Source organism: Synechococcus sp. MIT S1220 (assembly GCF_047303025.1).
In the GTDB taxonomy this organism is placed as follows: Bacteria; Cyanobacteriota; Cyanobacteriia; order PCC-6307; family Cyanobiaceae; genus Parasynechococcus.
On the sequence record NZ_CP138939.1, the window covers coordinates 1,844,087 to 1,864,301 of the forward strand.

A 20,215-nucleotide genomic window follows, 5' to 3' on the forward strand; every position below is an offset into this window, starting at 1 on the left:
ATCAAAGTAACGTCCGATCCCTTAGAGGAACAGGCTGTAGGCCAAATTTTCAGTTTCATCCCAGCATGGATAGCCGAGCTTCTCGAGGAAGCGGTTCCAGCCCGCCATGTCTTCGTTGGGCACCAGCACGCCAACGACGATCCGGCCAGTGTCAGAGCCGTGGTTCCTGTAGTGAAAAATGCTGATGCTCCATTCAGGGTGAAGGGCACTGACAAAGGACATCAAAGCCCCTGGGCGTTCCGGGAATTCAAAGCGGTATAAAAGTTCCTGATAGTTCCGCTGCGCAGGACGTGCCGAAGCGGGCAGTCGACCGCCCACCATGTGCCGGAGGTGCACTACGGCAAACTCGTTTTGACTCAGGTCATGGCAGGGAAATCCACGGCTCGTGAGGCTGTTCACCAGTGAGATCCGGTCCTGTTCCCCACGGACCTGGATTCCAATGAATATCTGGGCCCGTTGGCCTTCACTCATCCTGTAGCTGAACTCCGTCAGGCTTCGGCTCGCCAATTCGTTGCACAGCGACCTCAGGCTTCCTGGGGCCTCAGGGATTTCCACCGCCAGCATCGCCTCACGCTCTTCTCCGAGTTCGGCCCGTTCAGAAATGAATCGCAAACGGTCGAAATTCATATTGGCGCCGCAGGCCACCGCCACGAGTGACTCCTCTCGAAGCTCACGGTCCGCTACATCGCGTTTCAGCCCCGCCACCGCCAGGGCCCCTGCCGGTTCCAAAATCGATCGGGTGTCTTCAAAAACATCTTTGATTGCTGCGCAGATGGCATCGGTGTCGACGGTGACCATCCGATCGACATGCCGTTGTGCCAGGCGAAATGTTTCCTGCCCCACCTGACGAACGGCCACTCCATCAGCAAACAAGCCAACCTGACTCAGTTCCACCCGTTCTCCAGCCTCCAGAGAGCGGGTCATGGTTGCGGCATCCTCCGGTTCAACACCGATCACCTCCACTTCGGGCCAAAGCGCCTTGACGTAGGCCGCAACCCCACTGATCAAACCGCCGCCACCGACGGCGAGATAGATCGCGGTCGGTGGTTTGTCGCACTGACGCATGATCTCAAGTCCGATCGTGCCTTGGCCGGCGATGACTTCTGGATCATCAAAGGGATGGATGAACGTCAATTCCTCCGCTTCACAGCGTCGGCGAGCCTCTGCTGAACACTCGTCATAGGTTTCTCCGTGGAGCACCACTTCACCCCCAAGGGACTTCACGGCACGGACCTTCACCTCCGGGGTGGTGCTCGGCATCACGATCACGGCGCGACATCCCAGCCGCGATGCGCTTAAGGCAACCCCCTGGGCATGGTTGCCGGCGCTTGATGCGATAACGCCTCGCTGCAGCTCCGCCTCGCTGAGCTGGGCCATGCGGTTGTAGGCGCCTCGCAGCTTGAACGAAAACACCGGTTGCAGGTCCTCCCGCTTCAGCCAGATGCTGTTGCTCAGTCGACGACTGAGGTTTGGCGCGTAATCCAGGGGGGTTTCCCGAGCGACGTCATAGACGCGTGCTCGGAGGATCCTCTGCAGGTAGTCGGTCATCTCGCCATTCTCATTCCAGTCGACCTTCATTCGCTGATGGGATGGACCTCGTAGATTGCGGGAATTGGTGTGCATGTGCATGCATCTCGGAGATCTGAGCCATCCGAACCAGCTGCATGGACTCAGCACCGCTGAGCTCACGGACGTTGCCCGTCAGATCCGTGAACGCCACCTTGAGGTGGTGTCCACCAGTGGAGGACACCTCGGCCCTGGACTTGGCGTTGTTGAACTCACTCTGGCTCTGTATCAAACACTTGATCTTGATCGGGATCGAATCGTTTGGGATGTGGGCCACCAGGCCTATCCGCACAAGCTGATCACCGGTCGCTACGACAGCTTCGACACCCTGCGTCAGAAAGGTGGGGTGGCTGGTTATCTGAAGCGCTCTGAGAGCGACTTCGATCACTTCGGCGCCGGGCATGCCAGCACGTCCATCTCCGCCGCCCTGGGCATGGCCCTGGCGAGGGACCGGCGAGGTGAGGATTTTCGCTGTGTCGCCGTCATCGGTGATGGAGCTCTCACCGGTGGCATGGCGCTTGAGGCAATCAACCATGCCGGACATCTCCCTGAGACTCCTTTGGTTGTCGTGTTGAACGACAACGACATGTCCATCTCCCCGCCCGTCGGAGCCCTATCGACCTATTTGAATCGGGCCCGGTTGAGTCCGCCGATGCAGTTCCTCTCCGGGAGTGTTGAGGAAAGCGTCCGTCATCTTCCGTTTATGGGAGGTGAATTACCTGCGGAACTCAACCGTCTCAAAGGCAGCATGCGTCGATTGGCCGTGCCGAAGGTCGGTGCTGTCTTCGAGGAACTTGGATTCACCTACATGGGTCCGATTGATGGTCATGACATCGCCGAGATGGTGCGGACTTTCCAGGCAGCTCACCGGGAAGGAGGGCCGGTTTTGGTCCATGTGGTCACGACCAAGGGCAAGGGTTATCCCTATGCCGAAGCGGACCAGGTCGGCTACCACGCGCAATCAGCCTTTGATCTCACCACGGGCAAGGCCATACCCTCGAAGACTCCAAAGCCGCCCAGTTACAGCAAGGTCTTCGGGCAAACGCTTGTGAAGCTCTGTGAGCAGAACAGCAAGGTTGTTGGAATCACGGCCGCGATGGCCACGGGAACCGGACTGGACCTGCTTCAGAAGGCCATTCCCGATCAGTACGTCGACGTTGGCATCGCTGAACAGCATGCCGTCACCCTTGCAGCGGGGATGGCATGCGAAGGCCTCAGACCTGTCGTTGCCATCTACAGCACATTCCTTCAGCGGGCCTTCGATCAACTGATTCACGACGTGGGCATTCAGAACCTGCCCGTCACATTCGTGCTCGATCGCGCCGGAATCGTTGGCGCGGATGGACCAACCCACCAGGGCCAGTACGACATCAGCTACATGCGGGCCATTCCCAACTTCACCGTGATGGCTCCGAAAGATGAAGCTGAATTGCAACGCATGCTTGTCACCTGTCTGTCCCATGACGGGCCAACAGCGCTTCGTATTCCAAGGGGCTCCGGTATCGGTGTTCCGTTGATGGAAGAGGGCTGGGAACCGCTTGCACTCGGTTGTGGCGAGTCGTTGCGCGAGGGGGATGACCTCTTGCTCGTGGCCTATGGCGCCATGGTTCAACCAGCGCTTGACACGGCAACCCTGCTGGAGGAAAGCGGGCTGTCGGCCACTGTGGTCAACGCGCGCTTCTTGCGACCCCTTGATGCGGCCCTGATTCATCCACTGGCCCGTCGTATCAAGCGTGTTGTGACCTTGGAGGAGGGTGCTCTTGCCGGGGGGTTTGGAGCAGCTGTTCTGGAATCACTGAGCGATGCCTCAATCCCCGTGGAACTGTTCAGGATTGGTATTCCAGACCAGCTTGTCGATCACGCCACGCCGCAGCAGAGCAAGGAAGCGCTCGGTCTCACGCCTGTTCAGATGGCGGAACGGATCCGCGAGAGGTTTCAACTAGCTCCTTCGCTTGAACAGCAGTCAGAAGCTCATTACGGACTTCTCTCGTCCTGAGCTACGCCCTGAGTTCCCCGCCCGTTGCTGAAGATTCTGATTGCAGGTGCCGGTCCTGCAGGTGCTCGACTGGCAAGACATTTGGCATCAGCGGGTCATGCGGTTGTTCTCGCTGATCAAATTTCATCTCCAGCAACCAATGCCTTCTCCAGTGCTGCATTGTCTCAATCAGAGGCAGAGGTTCTCAGGATCCCTAGGCAATGCTGGTCATCAGTTTGGAGCGGCTGGCAGGTCATCGATCCGCGCGGACTTGAATACCAGTGGTGGGCTACAGATTCACTGGGGGTCGTTCTTGATTTCGCTCAATTCAGAGCCTTGTTATGGCAAGAGGCTGAGCGGTCTGGTGTCGAGCTCCTGAAAGGTTGTCGTGTTCAGCTGAAGCGGTTGCGTTCGGAAGGGGCTGATGTCTGGATTCATCAACGACATGGCCATCGCCAGGAGCGCCGCGTTGATCTTCTGGTGGATGCCACAGGATCACGGCGTGCCCTGCTTCGTCAGGCCGGCATCCCTGTTGATTCCAGCCGCGATCCCCTGCTGACTGGCCATGGAGTGGAGTGGATTCTCCAGGCTGACCCCAAGTCTTCAGCACGCTGGAGAGATCGTTTGAGCTTCCTGCTGGGCAGCAGATGGATCAGGCATGGCTACGGATGGGTTTTCCCGATGGATGGGTATCGCCTCAAAGTCGGCGTGTGCAGGCTGCCTCCCCCTTCGAGCAAAGCAAGTGATCTTTCAGGTCTTCAGCGCGACCTTCAACGGCTTCTGATCTGTTTTGATCTCAATCGATGTCCCGTTCTCGATCGCCATGGAGGGGTGGTGTCAAGCACTGTTCGGCGTTTGGAAAATCTGGGTGGCGGCTCACTGATCGCCATTGGTGATGCAGCAAGCACGGCGAATCTGCTTGGGGGGGAAGGGATTCGCTACGCCATCAAAAGTGCTGATCTGCTGGCGTCGTTGCTTCAGGACCAACAGGGGTCTGCAAAGTCTTGGCAGAAGTTGAGACGAAGTTATCGGCATACGCTCCATTCGGAGCTGGGCCGACGCTGGGGATGGTCGGGACGGTTGGCACAACGCACCTGGTTTGGTCTGAAGTCGGAACGTGCTGACCTGAGGATGTCCCGATTGATTGAAGGCCTGTCAAAGAGAGCGGATGCTGCGGATCTTTCGTCTCTCTTCTTTGACTACCGATTTGAGCGGTATGGATTAAGGCTGCTTCCCTATGTGTTTTGACCTCTCATGTTTTCTGATGCTTCTCCTTGGAAAGCTTTTCAACAGAAAGGCCGATCAAAATCCCCAACCTGATTGGGATTTTGATCGGCGGGTGAATCAATTTGAAAAGGTATGTCAGAGGATTCCGCGAGCAGCCAGACCCTGAATCGCACCGATGCCGATGATGTGCCCCAGGCTTGTGGTTCCCAACAGTGCGGCATGGGACATGCCGCCGAAGAATGCAGGGTTAGGAAGCTGAGCACCTTCATTGGGATGCTTGATGGTGGCTTTGCCGACAGCAATGGCGATCACGTTGCACACGATCATGACCAGGGCGACTTTCGGCGACCAGGACAGGGTTGCGGGAGCGATAGCGAAGAGGGGAGTCAGCATTCAGTCCATGGAGCGACGTCTCATCATCTGAGGTCAGCCGTCAACTGACTTGGACTCTTAAGAGTTGTTTACTCTTTTTTTCCTTTTTGCAGTAACCCCCAGACAAGCACCGCATTGCTAAGGGTCAGGAACGCTTCGGCACCACCGTGCAGCGGGTCGATGGCGACCAGTTCCGCCTCACAGCAGCGCAGAGCGACAAGCGCCGCAGCAATCGTCACCGCAACAAATAGAAGGGTGAGCCGAAATCCCCACAACACGGTTTCGGAAAAGCGACCGCACCGGCCAGCCCACCGAAGAAACAACAGATATGGAACAAGAGAGAGCGCAAAAAAGGGGGAAGGATCGATGCTGCTCAAGTTCATCTAAACCTCCTGGGCCTGGTTGAGTTTCCAAGCGGCGAAAGCCAATGCCGTGTTGCCCAGGAGCGTGAATCCGGCCTGGAGCACCACAAGCCCGCGCAGGTCTTCGCTGTTGTCAAACAAATGCCATGTGCAGGCGGCCATGGCGCTGACCAGAGCGGGCAACATCGCAAGGGCCATGCCTCGAAAACCACGTCGTTCAAGCAGGACGATCGCTAGGCACCACTCGATGACGGAGGCCACGTGAATCCACCAGGTGCCGATCGATAGGGAGTGCATGCACCAGGTCGATTTCGTCCCAAGACTAGAAAGACAGATCAGCCCTCTGGCCGCTTCAGTTCATGGGGGCGAAGGTGCTTCAACAATCGCATCGGGGCGGAACAAGCGCTCAGAGACGCATCACAAGGGGAAACGCAGTATTGGTTTCGTCCGATCAATCGGTTCTTTTCAGGAAGGCAAGGTGAATTCAGTCCTTCTATCTCTAGTGAACCAAGATTCAGACAGCCAATAAGGCGAATTCATTGTTATAAACATCGCGTTTATTCCTCATGCATTCCGATTCATAAGACTGTTGCTTTTGGCTGAAGATTGAATGGGTTTTGAATCATTCTTTTTTGTGTTCGAAATCTGTTGCAGCACTGGCTGGCTGATCTATACGAGTCTCGTCGGCAGTATGCGCGTTTTGAAATTGATTTGCGATGAGAAGAATTTGCTTAACGCGTGCGCGATTATTGAATTTGACTCAAATCTGAACCGCCTGATTCATGCAGAAATCAATGCGTCGATTGCTGGAGAATACTTGCTCTCTCTTCCGCTGAATAAAATCATCATTCAGTCCATCTCGATGTGAGTAAGCTTTCGGATTTATGAGGCGTTGTTTGTAATCTTGTTTGAAGATGTCATGCCAATATCTTCGTGAGAGAAACTTTTTTGAATGATATCTGCCAAGCCTTGTCAATCCATCGGACCCAACTCGATTTTGAGTTGGAGAGTCGCGTTTTGATCATCATTCTGTTCCGTAGGGTTCTTTTCCCCTCGAAACGAAAGGCTGCTCTCTGGGGTTCGGTTGCGCATAGAGTTTGACTCGGCTGCATCCTCCAGTGACGATGACCGTCGGAACGACCAAAGCAACTGTCGTTCTGCTCTGCGGATACTACGGAGAAGACAATCTTGGTGACGATGCTTTGCTTCAGGTCCTCCTGGAGGATCTGCCGTGGGGCTGCCGTCCTCTGATCACGGCTCGAAATTCTGTCTCGGTTCAGCCTTTCTGTGCCGATGCGATGGTCGTGAACCGACGTTCCATTCGTGCTGTTCTTGGAAGTGTCAATCGCGTACAGGCTGTGATCTTTGGAGGTGGAAGCCTGCTTCAGGACAGCACCAGTCAGAAGAGTCTTTTCTATTACCTTGTTCTAATTATCTGGTCTCGTTGTCGAGGTCGTCGCGTTTTTCTTTGGGGTCAAGGGCTGGGTCCTCTGGATCATCGTCTCAGCCGGTTGATCGTGCACTGGGTTCTTCCTTTATGCACATCTGCCAGTTGGCGTGATCAACGCTCCTTCGACCTGGCGCGGCGCTGGGCGCCAAGACTTCCGAGCTGCATAGGGCCCGATCCCGTTTGGCAGATGCCGATGCAATCCTGGACCGGTGGTGTCTCAATTGTGCTCAGTTGGCGACCTACGCCACTGCTCGATGGCAAGGGTTGGAGAGGTTTGCTTTCAGCGGTTGATCAATTGGCTTCGGAACTGGATGCACCTGTTCATTGGCTTGCCTTTCATCAACATCAGGATGCCAACTTGCTGAATGATCTTTGCGACCTTGATTTAGTTCCTGAAACGTTGATACAACGTAGTAACACTGTAGTGCCGAATTCTATTCAAGAGGTCTTTGATGCGGTGCGTGAGGCCAGGATAGTTCTGCCGATGCGGCTGCATGCGTTGATTCTGGCTCGACTCACCTGTTGTCCCATGGCTGCTTTAAGTTATGATCCAAAAGTTGAAGCAGCAGCGTCAATGTCTGGTGTGGTTTGGTCTTCTTTGCGACCACTCCCATCGACAGATCAGCTGATTACACAGTGGCGTTCTGTGCTCGATCAGCCTGCCGATCCCAATGCTGTTCAGCAGATCCGTGATCAGGCATCAGCCCATGCCGGTTGGTTGAAACGACACTTTTGATTTTGGTTGATACTGGGATATATGTTTTGGTTGATCAATTGTGCTTGCTCTGAAGTGTCTTTTCTTTGTTTTTAATTGCTTGCCCCTTAGTTTTAAATTGCATTGGAAGAATAATCCAGCCGCCTCGCCACAACAGGATGCCCGTCATTAATGCGATCAATGCCATTGCGCCCAGGATCAATTGATAGCCATATTGTGATTGGAGTTCGGGCATGTTTTCGAAGTTCATTCCATAGATGCCAACAATAAATGTTAATGGCGTAAAAATTGTGTTTACGATTGCAAGTGTTTTCATGATTTGATTCATCTGATAGGACGCATTGGCTATGCATGTCTCAATCACACTGGAGACTTTCTGATGAGCGTTGGATTCGAGTTGGAGAATTTGATTGATGAACCTTGGCTTTCTCTGAGCCAGGCTTCTCGTCGAGAATCCAGGTGAGTGTATTGACCGTGTAGCAGTGGTGAAAGAGATGTTTGCAGCATCATTAACTGCCGTCGAATTGTTCTCAGGATCCCTCGAACCAGGATGAGATGATTCAGAATTCTCGAGGAGGGCATGTTGAGGCAGATTTCCTCTAATCCGTCGAGATGATATGAAATTCTATCGAGGGCGTTGTTGTATGCACACAACGTTTCATTGATCAGGAGTTGAGCAATTTTTTCGAGTCTTATTTGTGCCTGCTTTTGCGCTTTTTCCCGAACTAGTTTCTCGACAGTGATAAAGGCTTTCTGGTGAGGATCTTCTTCGATGCTGATCAGTAATCCTGGCTTGAGTAGCAAGCAAAATTGCATGCTCTCTCTAATCGCATGCCTCTGTTTTCTTGGATTGATAAATAATGCAGTGTTGCTAACAGATTGCCATTGAAGATCTGGAAATGATTGGCTTGTGGATGAGAGATTAACAACGATATATCATTTTGCTCTACGTTGACGGCCATCAAGGTTTCTTCGATTGTCTGCAGATCGGCAAGCCCTTTGATCTGGATCCATAAAACATCCGATCCATGGTTTTTTATTGCTCGCAATTCCTGGTATGTGAGCTTTTGGCTGATTCAATTCATTGCCTTGGGACGTGTAATCATTGAGGCGTATGGACGTTTAAACTTAAAAACTCGGATCTGAGTTGTTGCTCTTCCGCCAGTACGTTCCAATGTTCGTGATGAAAAACCTGGCCGCTCATCAAGAAGTTTGGGCTCTGTGTTGGTCGCTCTCAGTGGATTGTCTTGTGCACTATGCATCCTGCAGGTCTGTCCTCAGCCTGACTCCCTTTAGTTTGGGCAGTTAGGGGCGAGTTGTCTTGAGCTAAGACCCCAGCTCTGCAATGTTGTTATGTCCACATTGCTTTTGTTTCTGTACCTGTTCCTATTGACGAAAGCCGCTGCTTTTTGAAAAACGATGTTCCAGGTCCCGCTTCCACGCCACAGCGGGTCGCTCCGGAACGATTGTGTCTCCGCTAGAGATCATCTGAAGTTCGCCGCGAGGACTGTTGAGAATGAATTGCTGGCTGGCACCGTGCCATTCACGATTGATCAGTTCGCATGGCATCCCTTCAGCATCGAAATAGAGATGTTCTGGTCTGATTCCGACCATGACGTCGTCATCCTCTAAAAGGTTCATGGGTGGTCGGCCGATGAATTGTGCGACGTAAGTTGTCATCGGCTTGTCGTATAACTCCTGAGGACTTCCGATCTGTTCGATCTGTCCGGATCGCATGACGGCTATGCGATCGGCGAGAGCCATGGCCTCTTGTTGATCATGGGTGACATAAATGACCGGCTGAGGACCATTAAGAATGAGTTTTTTCAGCTCAGGACGTAGTTCATCTCGCAGCTGGGCATCAAGATTGCTCATCGGTTCGTCCAGCAGATAGATGAGGGGATCGCGCAGAAGAGCTCTGGCCAATGCGACTCTCTGACGTTGACCACCCGAAAGTTGAGCAGGAAGACGATCAGCCTGTGCACTTAATTTCACGACATCGAGCATGCCGCTGATGCGGTTTTGGCGCTCTTCAACTGGGAGACCTCGGATTTTCAGACCCAGTTCCAGGTTGTTTCGAACGCTCAGGTGCGGAAAGAGGGCATAGCTCTGAAACACCATGCCGATCCTGCGTTGACGAGCCGGGATTCCATCAACTCTTCGTCCATGAATCAGGATCTGGCCTGCATCGGGTTGATCAAGTCCAGCAATCAACCGTAGGGCTGTGCTTTTGCCGCATCCGCTTGCACCCAAGAGGGCCACGCATTCACCCTCGTTCACGCTGAGATCAAGTTGACGAAGGATCCAGTTCTCTCCGAAGCGTCGACCGACCGATTGAAGCTCAAGCGTCATCGCTGTCATGCTCCAGCCAGAGAGGTCGCTTCACAGGGTCGATCAGAACAATGCATTCCAGCCTCGGGATCTCTCATCCTTCATGATTGCTTTGTACGGATTGGACAAGGCTTGATGCAGACCGGGGTTGTCTTATCGGCTGCGCTTGTCGTGGGGTTTTGAGGCTTCGGTTACTCCAAGACAGTAAACGCTTCCATCCTCTATGCCGACGCCAGGGGTTGTCCCACATCCGTTGACGGGTTGGCTCCGTTGACTCTCCAAAAAAAAGCAGGGATTCCACCCCCTGCTCAAACTGTCTTCTTTGCCCTGCTGATGGATGACGAACATCAGCACAAGCCGAACAGCATGCATTCATACTGCTTTACATATCTTAACGCAGAGGACTCGTTCGGCGCGCGGTTTCGATTTTGAGTTGCGGCAGCAGGTTGGCTCTGTGTTCTCAATCTTCAAAGTGGTTGAGATTTTTCCATCGATGTGTTGAGTTAACATGCCCACCTATTTTGTATTTTAACCAAAGAAAGTCGGCAGTTGCTCTTGGCCATTCTTTTTGCAAGGGTTGTTGTAGATTAATGCTTGGTTCTTGTTATTTTCTTTTATCGATCTGGCCATTGATCTGGTGTTGATCAGGTGATGAATCATGTTTCGATGTGAGTGCTTATCGAGTGATTTTTCTTGGAATGGAAACGTGTTAATGCAGTTTGCATAGGCATTGTATTTATCCTTTTACGGCGCCATTGGTCAGTCCGGAAACGATTTGTCTTTGGAAGATCAGGACAAGCACAAGCAGAGGTATAGATCCAAGCACCGTTGCTGCCGCATAGGCGCCGTAGGGAATGGAATAAACGGATGTTCCAGCAATGCGGGCCATGGCAACCGGTAATGTCAGCATCTTGGCATCGCTGATCCAAGTTAGAGCTACGGGATATTCATTCCAGGCAAACAGAAAAACAAGGATTCCCGTGCTTGCAGTGGCAGGACTAATCAATGGAATCAAAATCCAGCGCAATCGTTGCAGAAGCCCCATTCCTTCAAGGCAGGCTGCATCTTCAAGATCCTGAGGCAATCCCTCAAATGCTGCGCTGAGCAGCAAAAGGGCCAAGGGCATTGAAAGTGCTGAGTAAGGCAAAGCCAGAGCGATCAGGTTGTTGCCAAGTTGAAACGTTCTTGCCAATTCCAGCAGGGCCAAAAACAGCAGCACGTAGGGAAATAGTGCTGCGGCCGTGATGAATAGTCGGCTATTTTGACGCCATAATTTTGGTAACCGCGCTATTCCATAGGCACCAGGAAGGGCAAGGAGCAAGGTCAGCAATGTGGAAACACTGGCAACAATGGAGCTGTTGATTAAATAAAGCCAGAATGGTGGATTACTTTGCCAGAGCTCTCTGTAGTTCTGTAATGTCCAACGCTCTTGAAACGCCATAGGCGTTGCAATCAACGCATCGTTCGTGCTGAAGGAACTAATGAGTTGCCACACCATCGGAGCGAGGGACCAAGCCAGCAACAGCACGATCCAGAGTTGCCGTTGTTTCATCATTTAACGGGTCGAAGTACGCCAATGGATCTCAGTGCGATCGCTGCCAAAACGATGATCACTGTCAGCATCAGAAATCCCCCCAGCATCACCGTCGCGCTGTATCCGAAATCCAAGAAACGCATCGCATTCAGGTAGGCGTAGAGAGCAAGGCTTTCCGTGCTGCTGGCTGGTCCCCCACCGGTGAGAATCTGAATCAGATCAAAAACGCCGAAGGCTTGCGCCAGTCGAAACAACAGGCTCAGCAGGATGTATGGCGTCAGAAGAGGCAGAGTGATCGATCGCAGGCTTTGCCAGGGCTTGCCTCCCTCTAAGCGAAAGGCTTCATAAAGATCTGCAGGAATCGTTTGCAGTCCTGCCAGAAGAATCAAGGTGATGAACGGGGTCGTTTTCCAGACATCAGCGGCGACCGTGGCCATCCAGGCGAAATTCGGGTCAGCAAGGAGATTCAGGCTGGGCAGGCCGAGCGCAGCTGCGAGCTGCTCAAGCGGGCCGTAGGGCGTGTTGAAAATCCATCGCCAACCAAGGGCCATCATCGTTGTGGGGAGTGCCCAGGGCAGCAAGGTGAGTGCACGTACGGCACCACGACCGCGCCAACGCTGATCCAGCAGCAGCGCAATCGCTAAGGCGAGCAACAGCTCCAAGGACACCGACATCACGGCGAAACGTGCGGTCTGGAGGCTGTCCTGCCAGAACCGTGCATCGGACAACAGTCGAACCCAGTTGGCACCCCCATTCGGGATGGGGACCAGCCCGGTAAGAACGGAATCAGCGTGGAAGCTGAGCCAGGTGTAGCGGGCCATTGGCCACCCGAACACCAGGGCAATCAGCAGCAGTGCCGGTAACGCCAGCAGAACATTCATCCGCTTCCTCCTGCTGATTTGAGAATCACTTCACTGCTGGCCTGAGCCTCATCCATGGCGGGCTGCACCGGTTGCTCTCCCGTGAGGACTGCGCTGAGGCGTCGCTGCAACACGTCGCTCAGTTGGGCATAGAGCGGGGTGGGTGGCCGTTCGATCGCCACATCCAGGGCCTTTCCGATGTCGGGCAGCACTGGTGAACGAGTGGTTAGGGCCGGATCAGTGAAAAGCGATTGCTGGGTCGGGGTGTACCCCCTCTCCATGAACCGTTCGCGCTGCGCACTTTCCGAGGTGAGAAAGCGGATCGCTTCAACCGTCGCATCCTGGTGAGGTGACCCCTTCAGCAACGACAAACCCCAGCTTCCCAAGGTTGCTCTTGGTTGTTGCCCAGGCTCGGCCACCATCGTTGTAATCCCGACCTTCCCTCGAACTGAGCTGTCATCCTTCTGCAGCTCGGCAAATGCATAGGGCCAGTTGCGCATCAAGGCAGCGTCTCCGGATTTGAAGGCCTGCAGCGTTTCTGACTCGGCAAAGTTGGTCACAGCCCTTGGGCTGATGCCCTTGGCCAGGAGAGATTCCATCCATTGAGCCGCCTGGTTCGCGGCTGCACTGTCGAGTTCCGGTTGACCCGTCACCGAATTCAACCAGTGCCCTCCATATCCACTGATGATTTCCAGGAAGTCGCAGCTAAGCCCCTCGTACTGGCGTCCCTGCCAGACGAATCCGTACTTTGCAGAACCATCGGCCTGTAATCGCTCGCTGATTTCAATCAGTTGATCAGGCGTGGTGGGTGGTTCCTCCATCAGGTCCGTTCGCCAATACAGCATCCCCACATCAGCCACAAGAGGCCAGCGGTAGAGATGGTCCTTGTAGCTGTTGCCCAGCCGTGCCCCTTTGATCAGGGCGTCTTCATCGCCACTGTCAAACCAGCGATCCAAAGGTTCAAGCCAACCCGCCTCGGCATATTTGGGAAGCCATGTGACATCCATCAGCAGACTGTCAAAAGGAGGGTCCCCGAGCAGCAGGCTGCTGATCGCTAGATCACTGATCGATTCCGTTTCGAGTGGGCCCCGCGTGATCGACAAATGGATCCGATCTTGATGATCGACGTTGAAGCGTTCCACAAGTGATGCCGTCGCATCAACAAACGGGGCAGGCATCAGGATCCTGACGTCTTCAACTGCTTGGCCACGGCTCCATCCCACCCCGAAACCAAGAACCATCAAAACAGTGAGAACCATGATCAGGAGCCGTCGCCCGATCGTCATGGGGCCACGGGCTCCTGAAGGCCAGTCATCTGTTCTTCCGCCCAGTCTTTGACGGTGTATCGCTCAACGGCTGTTGTCATCAGCCCCATGCGATCCCTCTGTTCATCCTCTGACATGGCCAGAGCACCCTCAATGGCCTCATCCATGCGCCGATTGGAATAAGGATTGGTGAGAACCGCACCATCGAGAACAACGGACGCCCCAGTGAATTCAGAGAGGACGAGGACACCCCCCCTGTTTCGTCTTGCAGCTGCGTATTCCTTCGCGACGAGATTCAAACCGTCTCTCAACGGAGTGATCCAGCAGATATCCGCGTGACAGAACCAGGCAACCATTTCGTCATAGGGAATTCGCCGTGTGGAGAAGCGCACAGGGACCCAATCGATCTGGCTGAAGCGTCCATTAATTCGACCCGCCATTTCTTCGATGGTTCTTTGGGTTTCCTCGTAGATCTTCATGCCGCTGGCAGCTGCGACGCAGGCCAACATCAGGACGACTTCACCATGAAGATCTTTTCGACGTTCCAGGAGACGTTCAAAGGCCAGAAGCAGGGCTTCGTTGCCCTTGGTGTAATCAACTCGGCTGGCGGAGAGGATCAATTTCCTGCCTTTTTTCGTGTCCTGCACGATCAGCTCACCGTGACTCTCAACGGAGGCGCTCCAGGAAAGTTCCTGGATCACGTCGGGTGAGGTTCCCACCGGGGAACTCAGTAGCTCAACTTTCTGATCCTTGTACTGCAGCCATTCCGTCACAGTTGCTTCACAAAGCGCAGATCCAACCGTGATGAACTTTGTGTCGACAGGTTGTTTGGGACCACGCTTCGCTCCGATCAATGTGCTTGCTGCACGAGCAAAGTTTTCGGTGTACCGGGGAATATGAAATCCGACGACATCACAACAAAGAAGACTTTCAAGGATCTGCTCCCGCCAGGGGAGAATCGCGAAAACGTCGTTGCTGGGGAAAGGGGTGTGATGGAAGAACGCAATCTTTAGATCGGGACGTTGTGCACGCAGATAACCAGGAGCAAGCCAAAGATTGTAATCGTGGACCCAAACTGTGGCTCCGGGTGCAGCCTCTCGGCAGGCAGCTTCTGCAAAACGACGGTTGACCTCCTCGAAGATCCCCCAGTCAGCATTGTTGACATTGAAGTGGGTTGGAAATGTATGGAGGATCGGCCAAAAAGATTCTTTCGAAGTAACGTGATAAAAGCTATTAATTTGATGTTCGTGTAATGGAATACGACGTAACGTAAACTCTGACGGGTTATCCATTGTAATCCTTTCGTCTTCAACGTTATCGGGCTCATCCACACGGCGCCAGGCAATCCACGTTCCATCCTTTGCTGTGCGGAAAAGATTTCTCAGCGTTGGGATAATGCCATTTGGGCTTTTCTGATCCATCCAGATCCGCTGCCCATGCTCACCTTTTCCCTCATCGAAAGGGGTTCGGTGATAAAGAATGATGAATGAGCTGCGCCCCTCGTCTACTGCCATTCAGTCCTGGAGCTGCAAGCTCAATCCACCCTTCACGAGTGGAGCGCATTTGTCAAATTGAGGTGTCGCTCTGCAGATTCCTCAGTGAGTCCATCACTTCCTGGGCGTGACCCGACGGTCGAACGGCCACCCAGCGCTCTTGCAGCACTCCCTCTGGGTCAATCAAGAAGGTATGACGCAATGAGTAAGGAGCCATCCACGATCCGTACTGTTTGCTCACATTGCCATCGGGATCGGAGAGCAATGGAAAACTCAGCTGTTCGCTGGAACAAAAAGATTCGTGATCGTCAACACTGTCAGCGCTGATTCCTACCACTTCAGCATTGATGGAGAGAAAATCCTCATGCGTGCTCTCGAAGCCCCTGGCTTCGATGGTGCATCCACCTGTGAAATCTCTCGGATAAAAATAGAGAACAAGCCACTTGCCGCGGAAATCGTCAAGAGTCCAGTGATTTTGTTCTGGATTGGTTCGGCTTGACCCAGGGAGGTCAAAGCTTGGCACCATGCGACCTGTTTCGAGGACAGGGCCGCCAAGGGCACTCAGTTGGTTTGGCCTGAACGTCAGGGCAGCGAGTAACCCGGCGGATCGGATCAGAAGGTCGCGTCGCTGCATGCGTCTGGATGGATCAGAGTTTGGCGAGATTGATGCCGAGGGACTTGGCATAGGCGCCAAGACCTTTCTTTTGAATCGTTTTGAGAGCCCGTGTGGTGACGCGAAGGTTGACCCAGCGTTTTCCTTCAGCCCACCAAAGGCGACGCTGTTGCAGGTTGGCTTGCTGCAGCTTCTTTGTGCGGATGTGGGAATGGCTCACGGCCATGCCGTTGTTGGCGCGAGTCCCCGTGAGCTGACACACCCGTGACATGACGTCGTCCTGTTTCTTGTGTAGTTGCTTGGTTCTTCAAGGAAGAGCCAAACAACGAGCTTAACAAAGCTGGGTCCTTTTCTTAGAGCGAACGCTTCATGAGTTCCCCCATCAATTCAGCACTGCGGGTTTGAAAGCCTGCCAGTTCGTTGGGCTCAAGCCCACCGACTCCTAAACGGGCCATGTCATAGAGGTGTCTGCTGAGATCCATGGCCAGCTGCTCGCTCGGTGACGCTGCACTCGTGCCAACCAGAACAGCCCCGGACTTCAGCTTGAGAAGGCCCTCCACCAGTGGATGACGTCGGTTGATCAGCAGAACATGGTGGTCTGGGAGTCCTGGAAGGCGTTGCTCCATCAGAGCACCCATATCGTTCAACCGTCTCATCTGCTCCGGCAGAAGAATCATGGCCGGTGGCGCATTGTCTGCTTTCAGGGATTGAACCTGAATGGTGACCTTGTCATTGGACAGAGCCGTTTTCACCAGGGTTCGCAAGGTTTCAGATTGCGTTTCGCCATCCTGATCGGCAAGTTCGGTCGGTTCATCTTTAAAGCTGTCATCAAGCTCGGCATCAACCCGTTGGAATTTCAGCTCCTCATGGCGATGCTCCAACCATGAAATGAATTGCGTGTCGATCACCGTCTCCAGTTTTAGAACTTCCGAGCCCTGGGATGTCCAGAGATTCAATGCGTTGGCCTGGGCGACATCATCAGTGCTGTAAAGAATGCGGCTGCTATTTTCCGAAGAAAGCCTCGAGCGATACCCCTCCAAGGTTGTGTAGGCCTTGCCTGCAGTTCCGATCGGGTCCGGAGAATCCTTATCTTCACGGGGTTCAGCCGTGGTGCCGAACAGAATCAATTCAGCAACCTGGTCGGCAAATTTTTCATCTTCCATGGCTCCGATCTTCACAAAAGGTGCCAATGCATCCCACGCTTCTGCGTAGGAGGCTGGATTGTCTTGCTTTAAGTTGCGCAAACGGTCGGCAACCTTCTTGGCAACGAAATTACCGATCGAGCGCACGCGTCGATCGGTCTGCAACGCACTCCTGCTGACATTCAAAGGTATATCTGGGGAGTCAATGACTCCACGAAGGGGCAAGAGATAGCGCGGAACGACCTCTTTGATGGAATCACTCACAAACACCTGATTGCAATAAAGTTTGATTTCGCCTTTTTCCCAATCGGCACGACCTGATTGCTTTGGAAAAAATAAAATTCCTTGCAAATTGTACGGATAATCTGTGTTGAGATGAACCCAAAGTAAGGGATCTCCCTGAAATGGATAGAGATAATGGTAAAGATCGATGTAGTCTTTGTCTGACAAATCGCGAGCGCTTTTGCGCCATGGTGCTTCGCGTTTATTAACTGTTTCGCCTTCGAGCTGCACCGGTACTGCCATGAAATCGCAGTAGGTATTAATCAGAGTACGGATCCGTGTCGGTTCTATGTATTCAAGCTCCTCCTCCATTAAGTGCAGAATGACATCAGTGCCCGGTTGTTCACGCTCTGCTCCACTCAGGTTGAAATTTGGTGAACCATCACAACTCCAGCGAACAGCTTCCGTATCCTGTTTGGCTGAACGGCTGATCAGTTCGACCCGCTCAGCCACCATGAAGCTTGAATAGAAACCAAGACCGAAGTGGCCGATGATGGCATCGTCTTCCTGCTTGTATTTCTCAAGAAAATCTTCAGCACTTGAAAAGGCGACCTGGTTGATGTAGCGCTTCACTTCATCGGCCGTCATTCCGATGCCGTTGTCGGAAATGGTGAGTGTTTTTGCTTCGCGGTCGATGCGGATGCTGATGGCGCCCTCCTCTCCTTCGCTGCAGTCACCGGCCATGGCGGCCATGCGTCGCTTGCTAATCGCATCAACACCGTTGCTGACCAGTTCCCGCAGGAACACTTCGTGGCCGGAGTAAACGGCCTTTTTGATAATTGGAAAAATATTTTCGGTGTGGATCTGAATCTGACCCTGCTCGTCCAGCACCGGCATGTCTGCAACTTGAAAGTACTGACCTTAGGAATGAAAGTGTGTCTTCCTCAATGGCGGGATCAGGGGGGGTCTCCGTACCTCAGTTGAACGGCCTGAACATTGCGATCAGAATGATGAATGATGCTATGGGCTAGTACAGATGAAACTTCAGGGATCGGCGATCACAACTTCGGTTGTTGTTCTTGTCCTTGCGTTTCTTGCGATTCACTTTGCAGTATCCGGCTGGAGTGCAGCCTCAATCACGAGCGGTATCGATGCCACCGGTCGATCATCTCTCATCCTTTTTTCGATCGCGTTCATCGCTTCCAGCGTTCATCGCCTTTGGCGATCTCCTCTCACCACCTGGACACTGCAAAACAGACGCTGGATCGGCCTGAGTTTCGCCGGCTCTCACTTCATCCACCTTGCGCTGATCCTGGCCATCTCCATCGGCTTCCCGGAACCATTTTTGAGTGAGCAGTCCATGGGCAAGTGGCTGTTCGGCGGTCTTGGTTATGCCTTTGTGCTGTTGATGGCTGTGACATCAACAAATGCAGCCCAGCGCTGGATGGGAATGAAAAGCTGGAAACGGCTGCATCTCGTCGGCAGTTACTGGCTCTGGGCTCAGTTCGTTCTGACCTATGTCCAACACACCAAAGAGGGGCCAAAGGGTTTTTACCTGCCGTTTCTCGTGTTCACACTCCTTCTTTTGGTAATTCGTCTTGTCGGTCATCGCGCTCAGAAGACTTCCCTTGCGGGGACGGCTCTGAGTTAACGCTCAAGCTGCTTTTTGAAGATCTGGCCTCTCTTCCGGCATGATCGCCCCGTCAACCGGGCAGACCTGAAGACAGATCCCGCAATCGATGCACGTGTCGAAATTGATCCAGTAGAAATCCGTCCCTTTTTTGTTTTTTCCAGATCCCTGATCAATGCATGCCACGGGGCATGCATCAACACAATCGGCAATGCCTTCGCAGACGTCCGTGACGATGGTGTGAGGCATTCCCTAAAACCTGGTTCCCGGATCCTACGGATTGATCCAGTCGAGCTGGAAGACACCACGCGCTTCAGCCATTTTTTCCGCCTCCGTTTTGCTTTCCAAAGGAGACAGTTCCACCATCGCGCGCATGCCTCGGGCATGCCATGTTCTCTGTCTCTGAAGGGCAACCTCCAAGGCGGTCCCTTTGGCAAAGGCCACCATCACGGCTGGATGCCGATCAACATCCTCGGCCGGATCCGTCAGTAATTCGCGGATCGGATCGATGGCCAAGCTGAATCCAACCCCTGCCGCTGCGCTGCCTTTGGCGCCGCAACGGCCGACGAGATCGTCGTAGCGCCCCCCACGGGCAATCACCACTGGTGCAGATTTCCCCTGGCAGACCAACTGGAACACCAAACCCGTATAGAGCTCAAAGACAGGTTGAAACGTTGGATCGAGCTGAAGGAGCACCCCCTGTTCAGAAGCTGAGGGCGCCAGGAGATCATTGAGCCGTTTCAGATCGGAGAACACCGGATGGGGTCCGAAACGCTCCTCCAACCTGCGCACTTCGTGTTCCGGTTCTCCCCGACTGTCCAGGAGCTGAAGCAAGCCGTCTCTCTCCATGTCCGCCAGTTCCATCTGTTCGATGGCGAGGCGATCGAATCGGGTCAGCGCTGAACGAATCGTGTTTTGTGTCTGCTGATCGAAGGACTGCAGTGCCAGGTTCATCAGCGCTGTATGCCCGATCAGCAATTTGGGTGGCTGACCATCCCCAAGCCTCAGCGTTTCTACGGCAGCGAGAAGAAGGGAGAGGAGCTCCATTTCAGCTTCAATCCCTTTCACACCAAAGAGTTCAACGCCGCTGTGGAGGTTCTCTTCGATCGACAGGCCTCCTTCATCGGCCGAGCGGCTCTGAAACACGGTTCCTGAGGCCCAAAGCCTCAGAGGTCGTGGTCTGGATGCCAGTCGGGTGCAGGCTGCCCGGGCAATGGAGGCGGTCATCTCTGGTCGCAGCCCGAGCGGTTCATCGGCCACCAGTCGGACCACATCCCCGCTGTCGATTGCCCCACCAGCCATCAGTGTGTCCAGACGTTCGACCCGTGGAGGAGACACCTCGTCGTATCCCCAGAGTCGATAAACGGTGGCCAGACGCTCACTCAAACGGCGATTGTTCTCGACTTGACGAGGATTCAGATCCCTTGCGCCAGCTGCAGGTTGCAGCGCCATATCAAG

At 53.7% G+C, this 20,215-nt stretch carries 21 protein-coding genes; 5 read left to right on the top strand and 16 right to left on the bottom strand.

Going from position 1 to position 20,215, the window contains the following annotated elements; translation table 11 throughout:
* Nucleotides 1-21 precede the first annotated feature (21 nt).
* Nucleotides 22-1,548, bottom strand: a complete 1,527-nt coding sequence (gene ilvA, locus SIB64_RS09455; RefSeq protein ID WP_413442965.1) for a threonine ammonia-lyase, biosynthetic — start codon at nt 1,546-1,548, stop codon at nt 22-24.
* Between the two features lie 79 nt (nt 1,549-1,627).
* Between ilvA and dxs the strand changes: the two genes are divergently transcribed.
* Both dxs and SIB64_RS09465 read left to right on the top strand, forming a co-directional pair.
* Nucleotides 1,628-3,562 (top strand): 1-deoxy-D-xylulose-5-phosphate synthase, encoded by a 1,935-nt coding sequence (gene dxs, locus SIB64_RS09460; RefSeq protein WP_413439984.1) that lies wholly within the window; start codon nt 1,628-1,630, stop codon nt 3,560-3,562.
* A gap of 24 nt (nt 3,563-3,586) precedes the next feature.
* Nucleotides 3,587-4,789, top strand: coding sequence for an NAD(P)/FAD-dependent oxidoreductase (locus tag SIB64_RS09465; RefSeq protein ID WP_413439985.1), 1,203 nt, complete (start codon nt 3,587-3,589; stop codon nt 4,787-4,789).
* Between the two features lie 114 nt (nt 4,790-4,903).
* Here the strand turns inward: SIB64_RS09465 and psaK are convergent, their stop codons facing one another.
* The 3 genes from psaK to SIB64_RS09480 all read right to left on the bottom strand — a co-directional run bounded on the left by psaK (nt 4,904) and on the right by SIB64_RS09480 (nt 5,799).
* A complete protein-coding gene (gene psaK, locus SIB64_RS09470; RefSeq protein ID WP_413439986.1) occupies nt 4,904-5,161 on the bottom strand; it encodes a photosystem I reaction center subunit PsaK in 258 nt (85 codons plus the stop codon).
* Nucleotides 5,162-5,229: 68 nt separating this feature from the next.
* Nucleotides 5,230-5,523, bottom strand: a complete 294-nt coding sequence (locus tag SIB64_RS09475; RefSeq protein ID WP_413439987.1) for a DUF3593 domain-containing protein — start codon at nt 5,521-5,523, stop codon at nt 5,230-5,232.
* Nucleotides 5,524-5,799, bottom strand: coding sequence for a DUF2499 domain-containing protein (locus SIB64_RS09480; RefSeq protein ID WP_413439988.1), 276 nt, complete (start codon nt 5,797-5,799; stop codon nt 5,524-5,526).
* A gap of 313 nt (nt 5,800-6,112) precedes the next feature.
* Between SIB64_RS09480 and SIB64_RS09485 the strand changes: the two genes are divergently transcribed.
* Both SIB64_RS09485 and csaB read left to right on the top strand, forming a co-directional pair.
* Nucleotides 6,113-6,370 (top strand): hypothetical protein, encoded by a 258-nt coding sequence (locus tag SIB64_RS09485; RefSeq protein ID WP_413439989.1) that lies wholly within the window; start codon nt 6,113-6,115, stop codon nt 6,368-6,370.
* A gap of 256 nt (nt 6,371-6,626) precedes the next feature.
* On the top strand, nt 6,627-7,688 hold the full coding sequence (gene csaB, locus SIB64_RS09490; RefSeq protein WP_413439990.1) for a polysaccharide pyruvyl transferase CsaB: 1,062 nt from the start codon (nt 6,627-6,629) through the stop codon (nt 7,686-7,688).
* 34 nt (nt 7,689-7,722) lie between these two features.
* Here csaB and SIB64_RS09495 read toward each other — a convergent pair whose 3' ends face one another.
* The 10 genes from SIB64_RS09495 to htpG all read right to left on the bottom strand — a co-directional run bounded on the left by SIB64_RS09495 (nt 7,723) and on the right by htpG (nt 18,024).
* On the bottom strand, nt 7,723-7,995 hold the full coding sequence (locus SIB64_RS09495) for a CorA family divalent cation transporter (RefSeq protein WP_413439991.1): 273 nt from the start codon (nt 7,993-7,995) through the stop codon (nt 7,723-7,725).
* A gap of 32 nt (nt 7,996-8,027) precedes the next feature.
* Entirely contained in the window at nt 8,028-8,483 is a 456-nt protein-coding gene (locus SIB64_RS09500; RefSeq protein ID WP_413439992.1) for a hypothetical protein, read from the bottom strand.
* Between the two features lie 570 nt (nt 8,484-9,053).
* A complete protein-coding gene (locus tag SIB64_RS09505) occupies nt 9,054-10,019 on the bottom strand; it encodes an ABC transporter ATP-binding protein (RefSeq protein WP_413439993.1) in 966 nt (321 codons plus the stop codon).
* Between the two features lie 715 nt (nt 10,020-10,734).
* The gene (locus SIB64_RS09510; protein WP_413439994.1) at nt 10,735-11,553 is read right to left on the bottom strand and encodes a carbohydrate ABC transporter permease; all 819 of its coding nucleotides are present in this window, start codon (nt 11,551-11,553) and stop codon (nt 10,735-10,737) included.
* A complete protein-coding gene (locus tag SIB64_RS09515) occupies nt 11,550-12,413 on the bottom strand; it encodes a carbohydrate ABC transporter permease (protein ID WP_413439995.1) in 864 nt (287 codons plus the stop codon). Before SIB64_RS09515 ends, SIB64_RS09510 begins: the two co-directional genes overlap by 4 nt.
* Nucleotides 12,410-13,678 (bottom strand): ABC transporter substrate-binding protein, encoded by a 1,269-nt coding sequence (locus tag SIB64_RS09520; RefSeq protein ID WP_413439996.1) that lies wholly within the window; start codon nt 13,676-13,678, stop codon nt 12,410-12,412. Before SIB64_RS09520 ends, SIB64_RS09515 begins: the two co-directional genes overlap by 4 nt.
* Nucleotides 13,675-15,171: a glucosylglycerol-phosphate synthase gene (gene ggpS / locus SIB64_RS09525; RefSeq protein ID WP_413439997.1), complete on the bottom strand. Its 1,497-nt coding sequence runs from the start codon at nt 15,169-15,171 to the stop codon at nt 13,675-13,677. The genes SIB64_RS09520 and ggpS overlap by 4 nt, the downstream gene beginning before the upstream one ends.
* 52 nt (nt 15,172-15,223) lie before the next feature.
* Nucleotides 15,224-15,784 (bottom strand): peroxiredoxin, encoded by a 561-nt coding sequence (locus SIB64_RS09530; protein ID WP_413439998.1) that lies wholly within the window; start codon nt 15,782-15,784, stop codon nt 15,224-15,226.
* Between the two features lie 13 nt (nt 15,785-15,797).
* Nucleotides 15,798-16,034: a 50S ribosomal protein L28 gene (rpmB, locus tag SIB64_RS09535; RefSeq protein ID WP_413439999.1), complete on the bottom strand. Its 237-nt coding sequence runs from the start codon at nt 16,032-16,034 to the stop codon at nt 15,798-15,800.
* A gap of 82 nt (nt 16,035-16,116) precedes the next feature.
* Nucleotides 16,117-18,024, bottom strand: a complete 1,908-nt coding sequence (gene htpG, locus SIB64_RS09540; protein ID WP_413440000.1) for a molecular chaperone HtpG — start codon at nt 18,022-18,024, stop codon at nt 16,117-16,119.
* 139 nt (nt 18,025-18,163) lie between these two features.
* Here htpG and SIB64_RS09545 point away from each other — a divergent pair, with 139 nt between their 5' ends.
* Nucleotides 18,164-18,778 (top strand): hypothetical protein, encoded by a 615-nt coding sequence (locus SIB64_RS09545; RefSeq protein WP_413440001.1) that lies wholly within the window; start codon nt 18,164-18,166, stop codon nt 18,776-18,778.
* Nucleotides 18,779-18,781: 3 nt separating this feature from the next.
* Here the strand turns inward: SIB64_RS09545 and SIB64_RS09550 are convergent, their stop codons facing one another.
* Together SIB64_RS09550 and SIB64_RS09555 are read right to left on the bottom strand one after the other, a co-directional pair.
* Nucleotides 18,782-19,006 carry an indolepyruvate ferredoxin oxidoreductase subunit alpha gene (locus SIB64_RS09550; protein ID WP_413440002.1) on the bottom strand — a complete coding sequence of 75 codons (225 nt, stop codon included), beginning with the start codon at nt 19,004-19,006 and terminating at the stop codon, nt 18,782-18,784.
* 24 nt (nt 19,007-19,030) lie between these two features.
* Nucleotides 19,031-20,209, bottom strand: a complete 1,179-nt coding sequence (locus tag SIB64_RS09555; protein ID WP_413440003.1) for an ATP phosphoribosyltransferase regulatory subunit — start codon at nt 20,207-20,209, stop codon at nt 19,031-19,033.
* Nucleotides 20,210-20,215 lie beyond the last annotated feature (6 nt).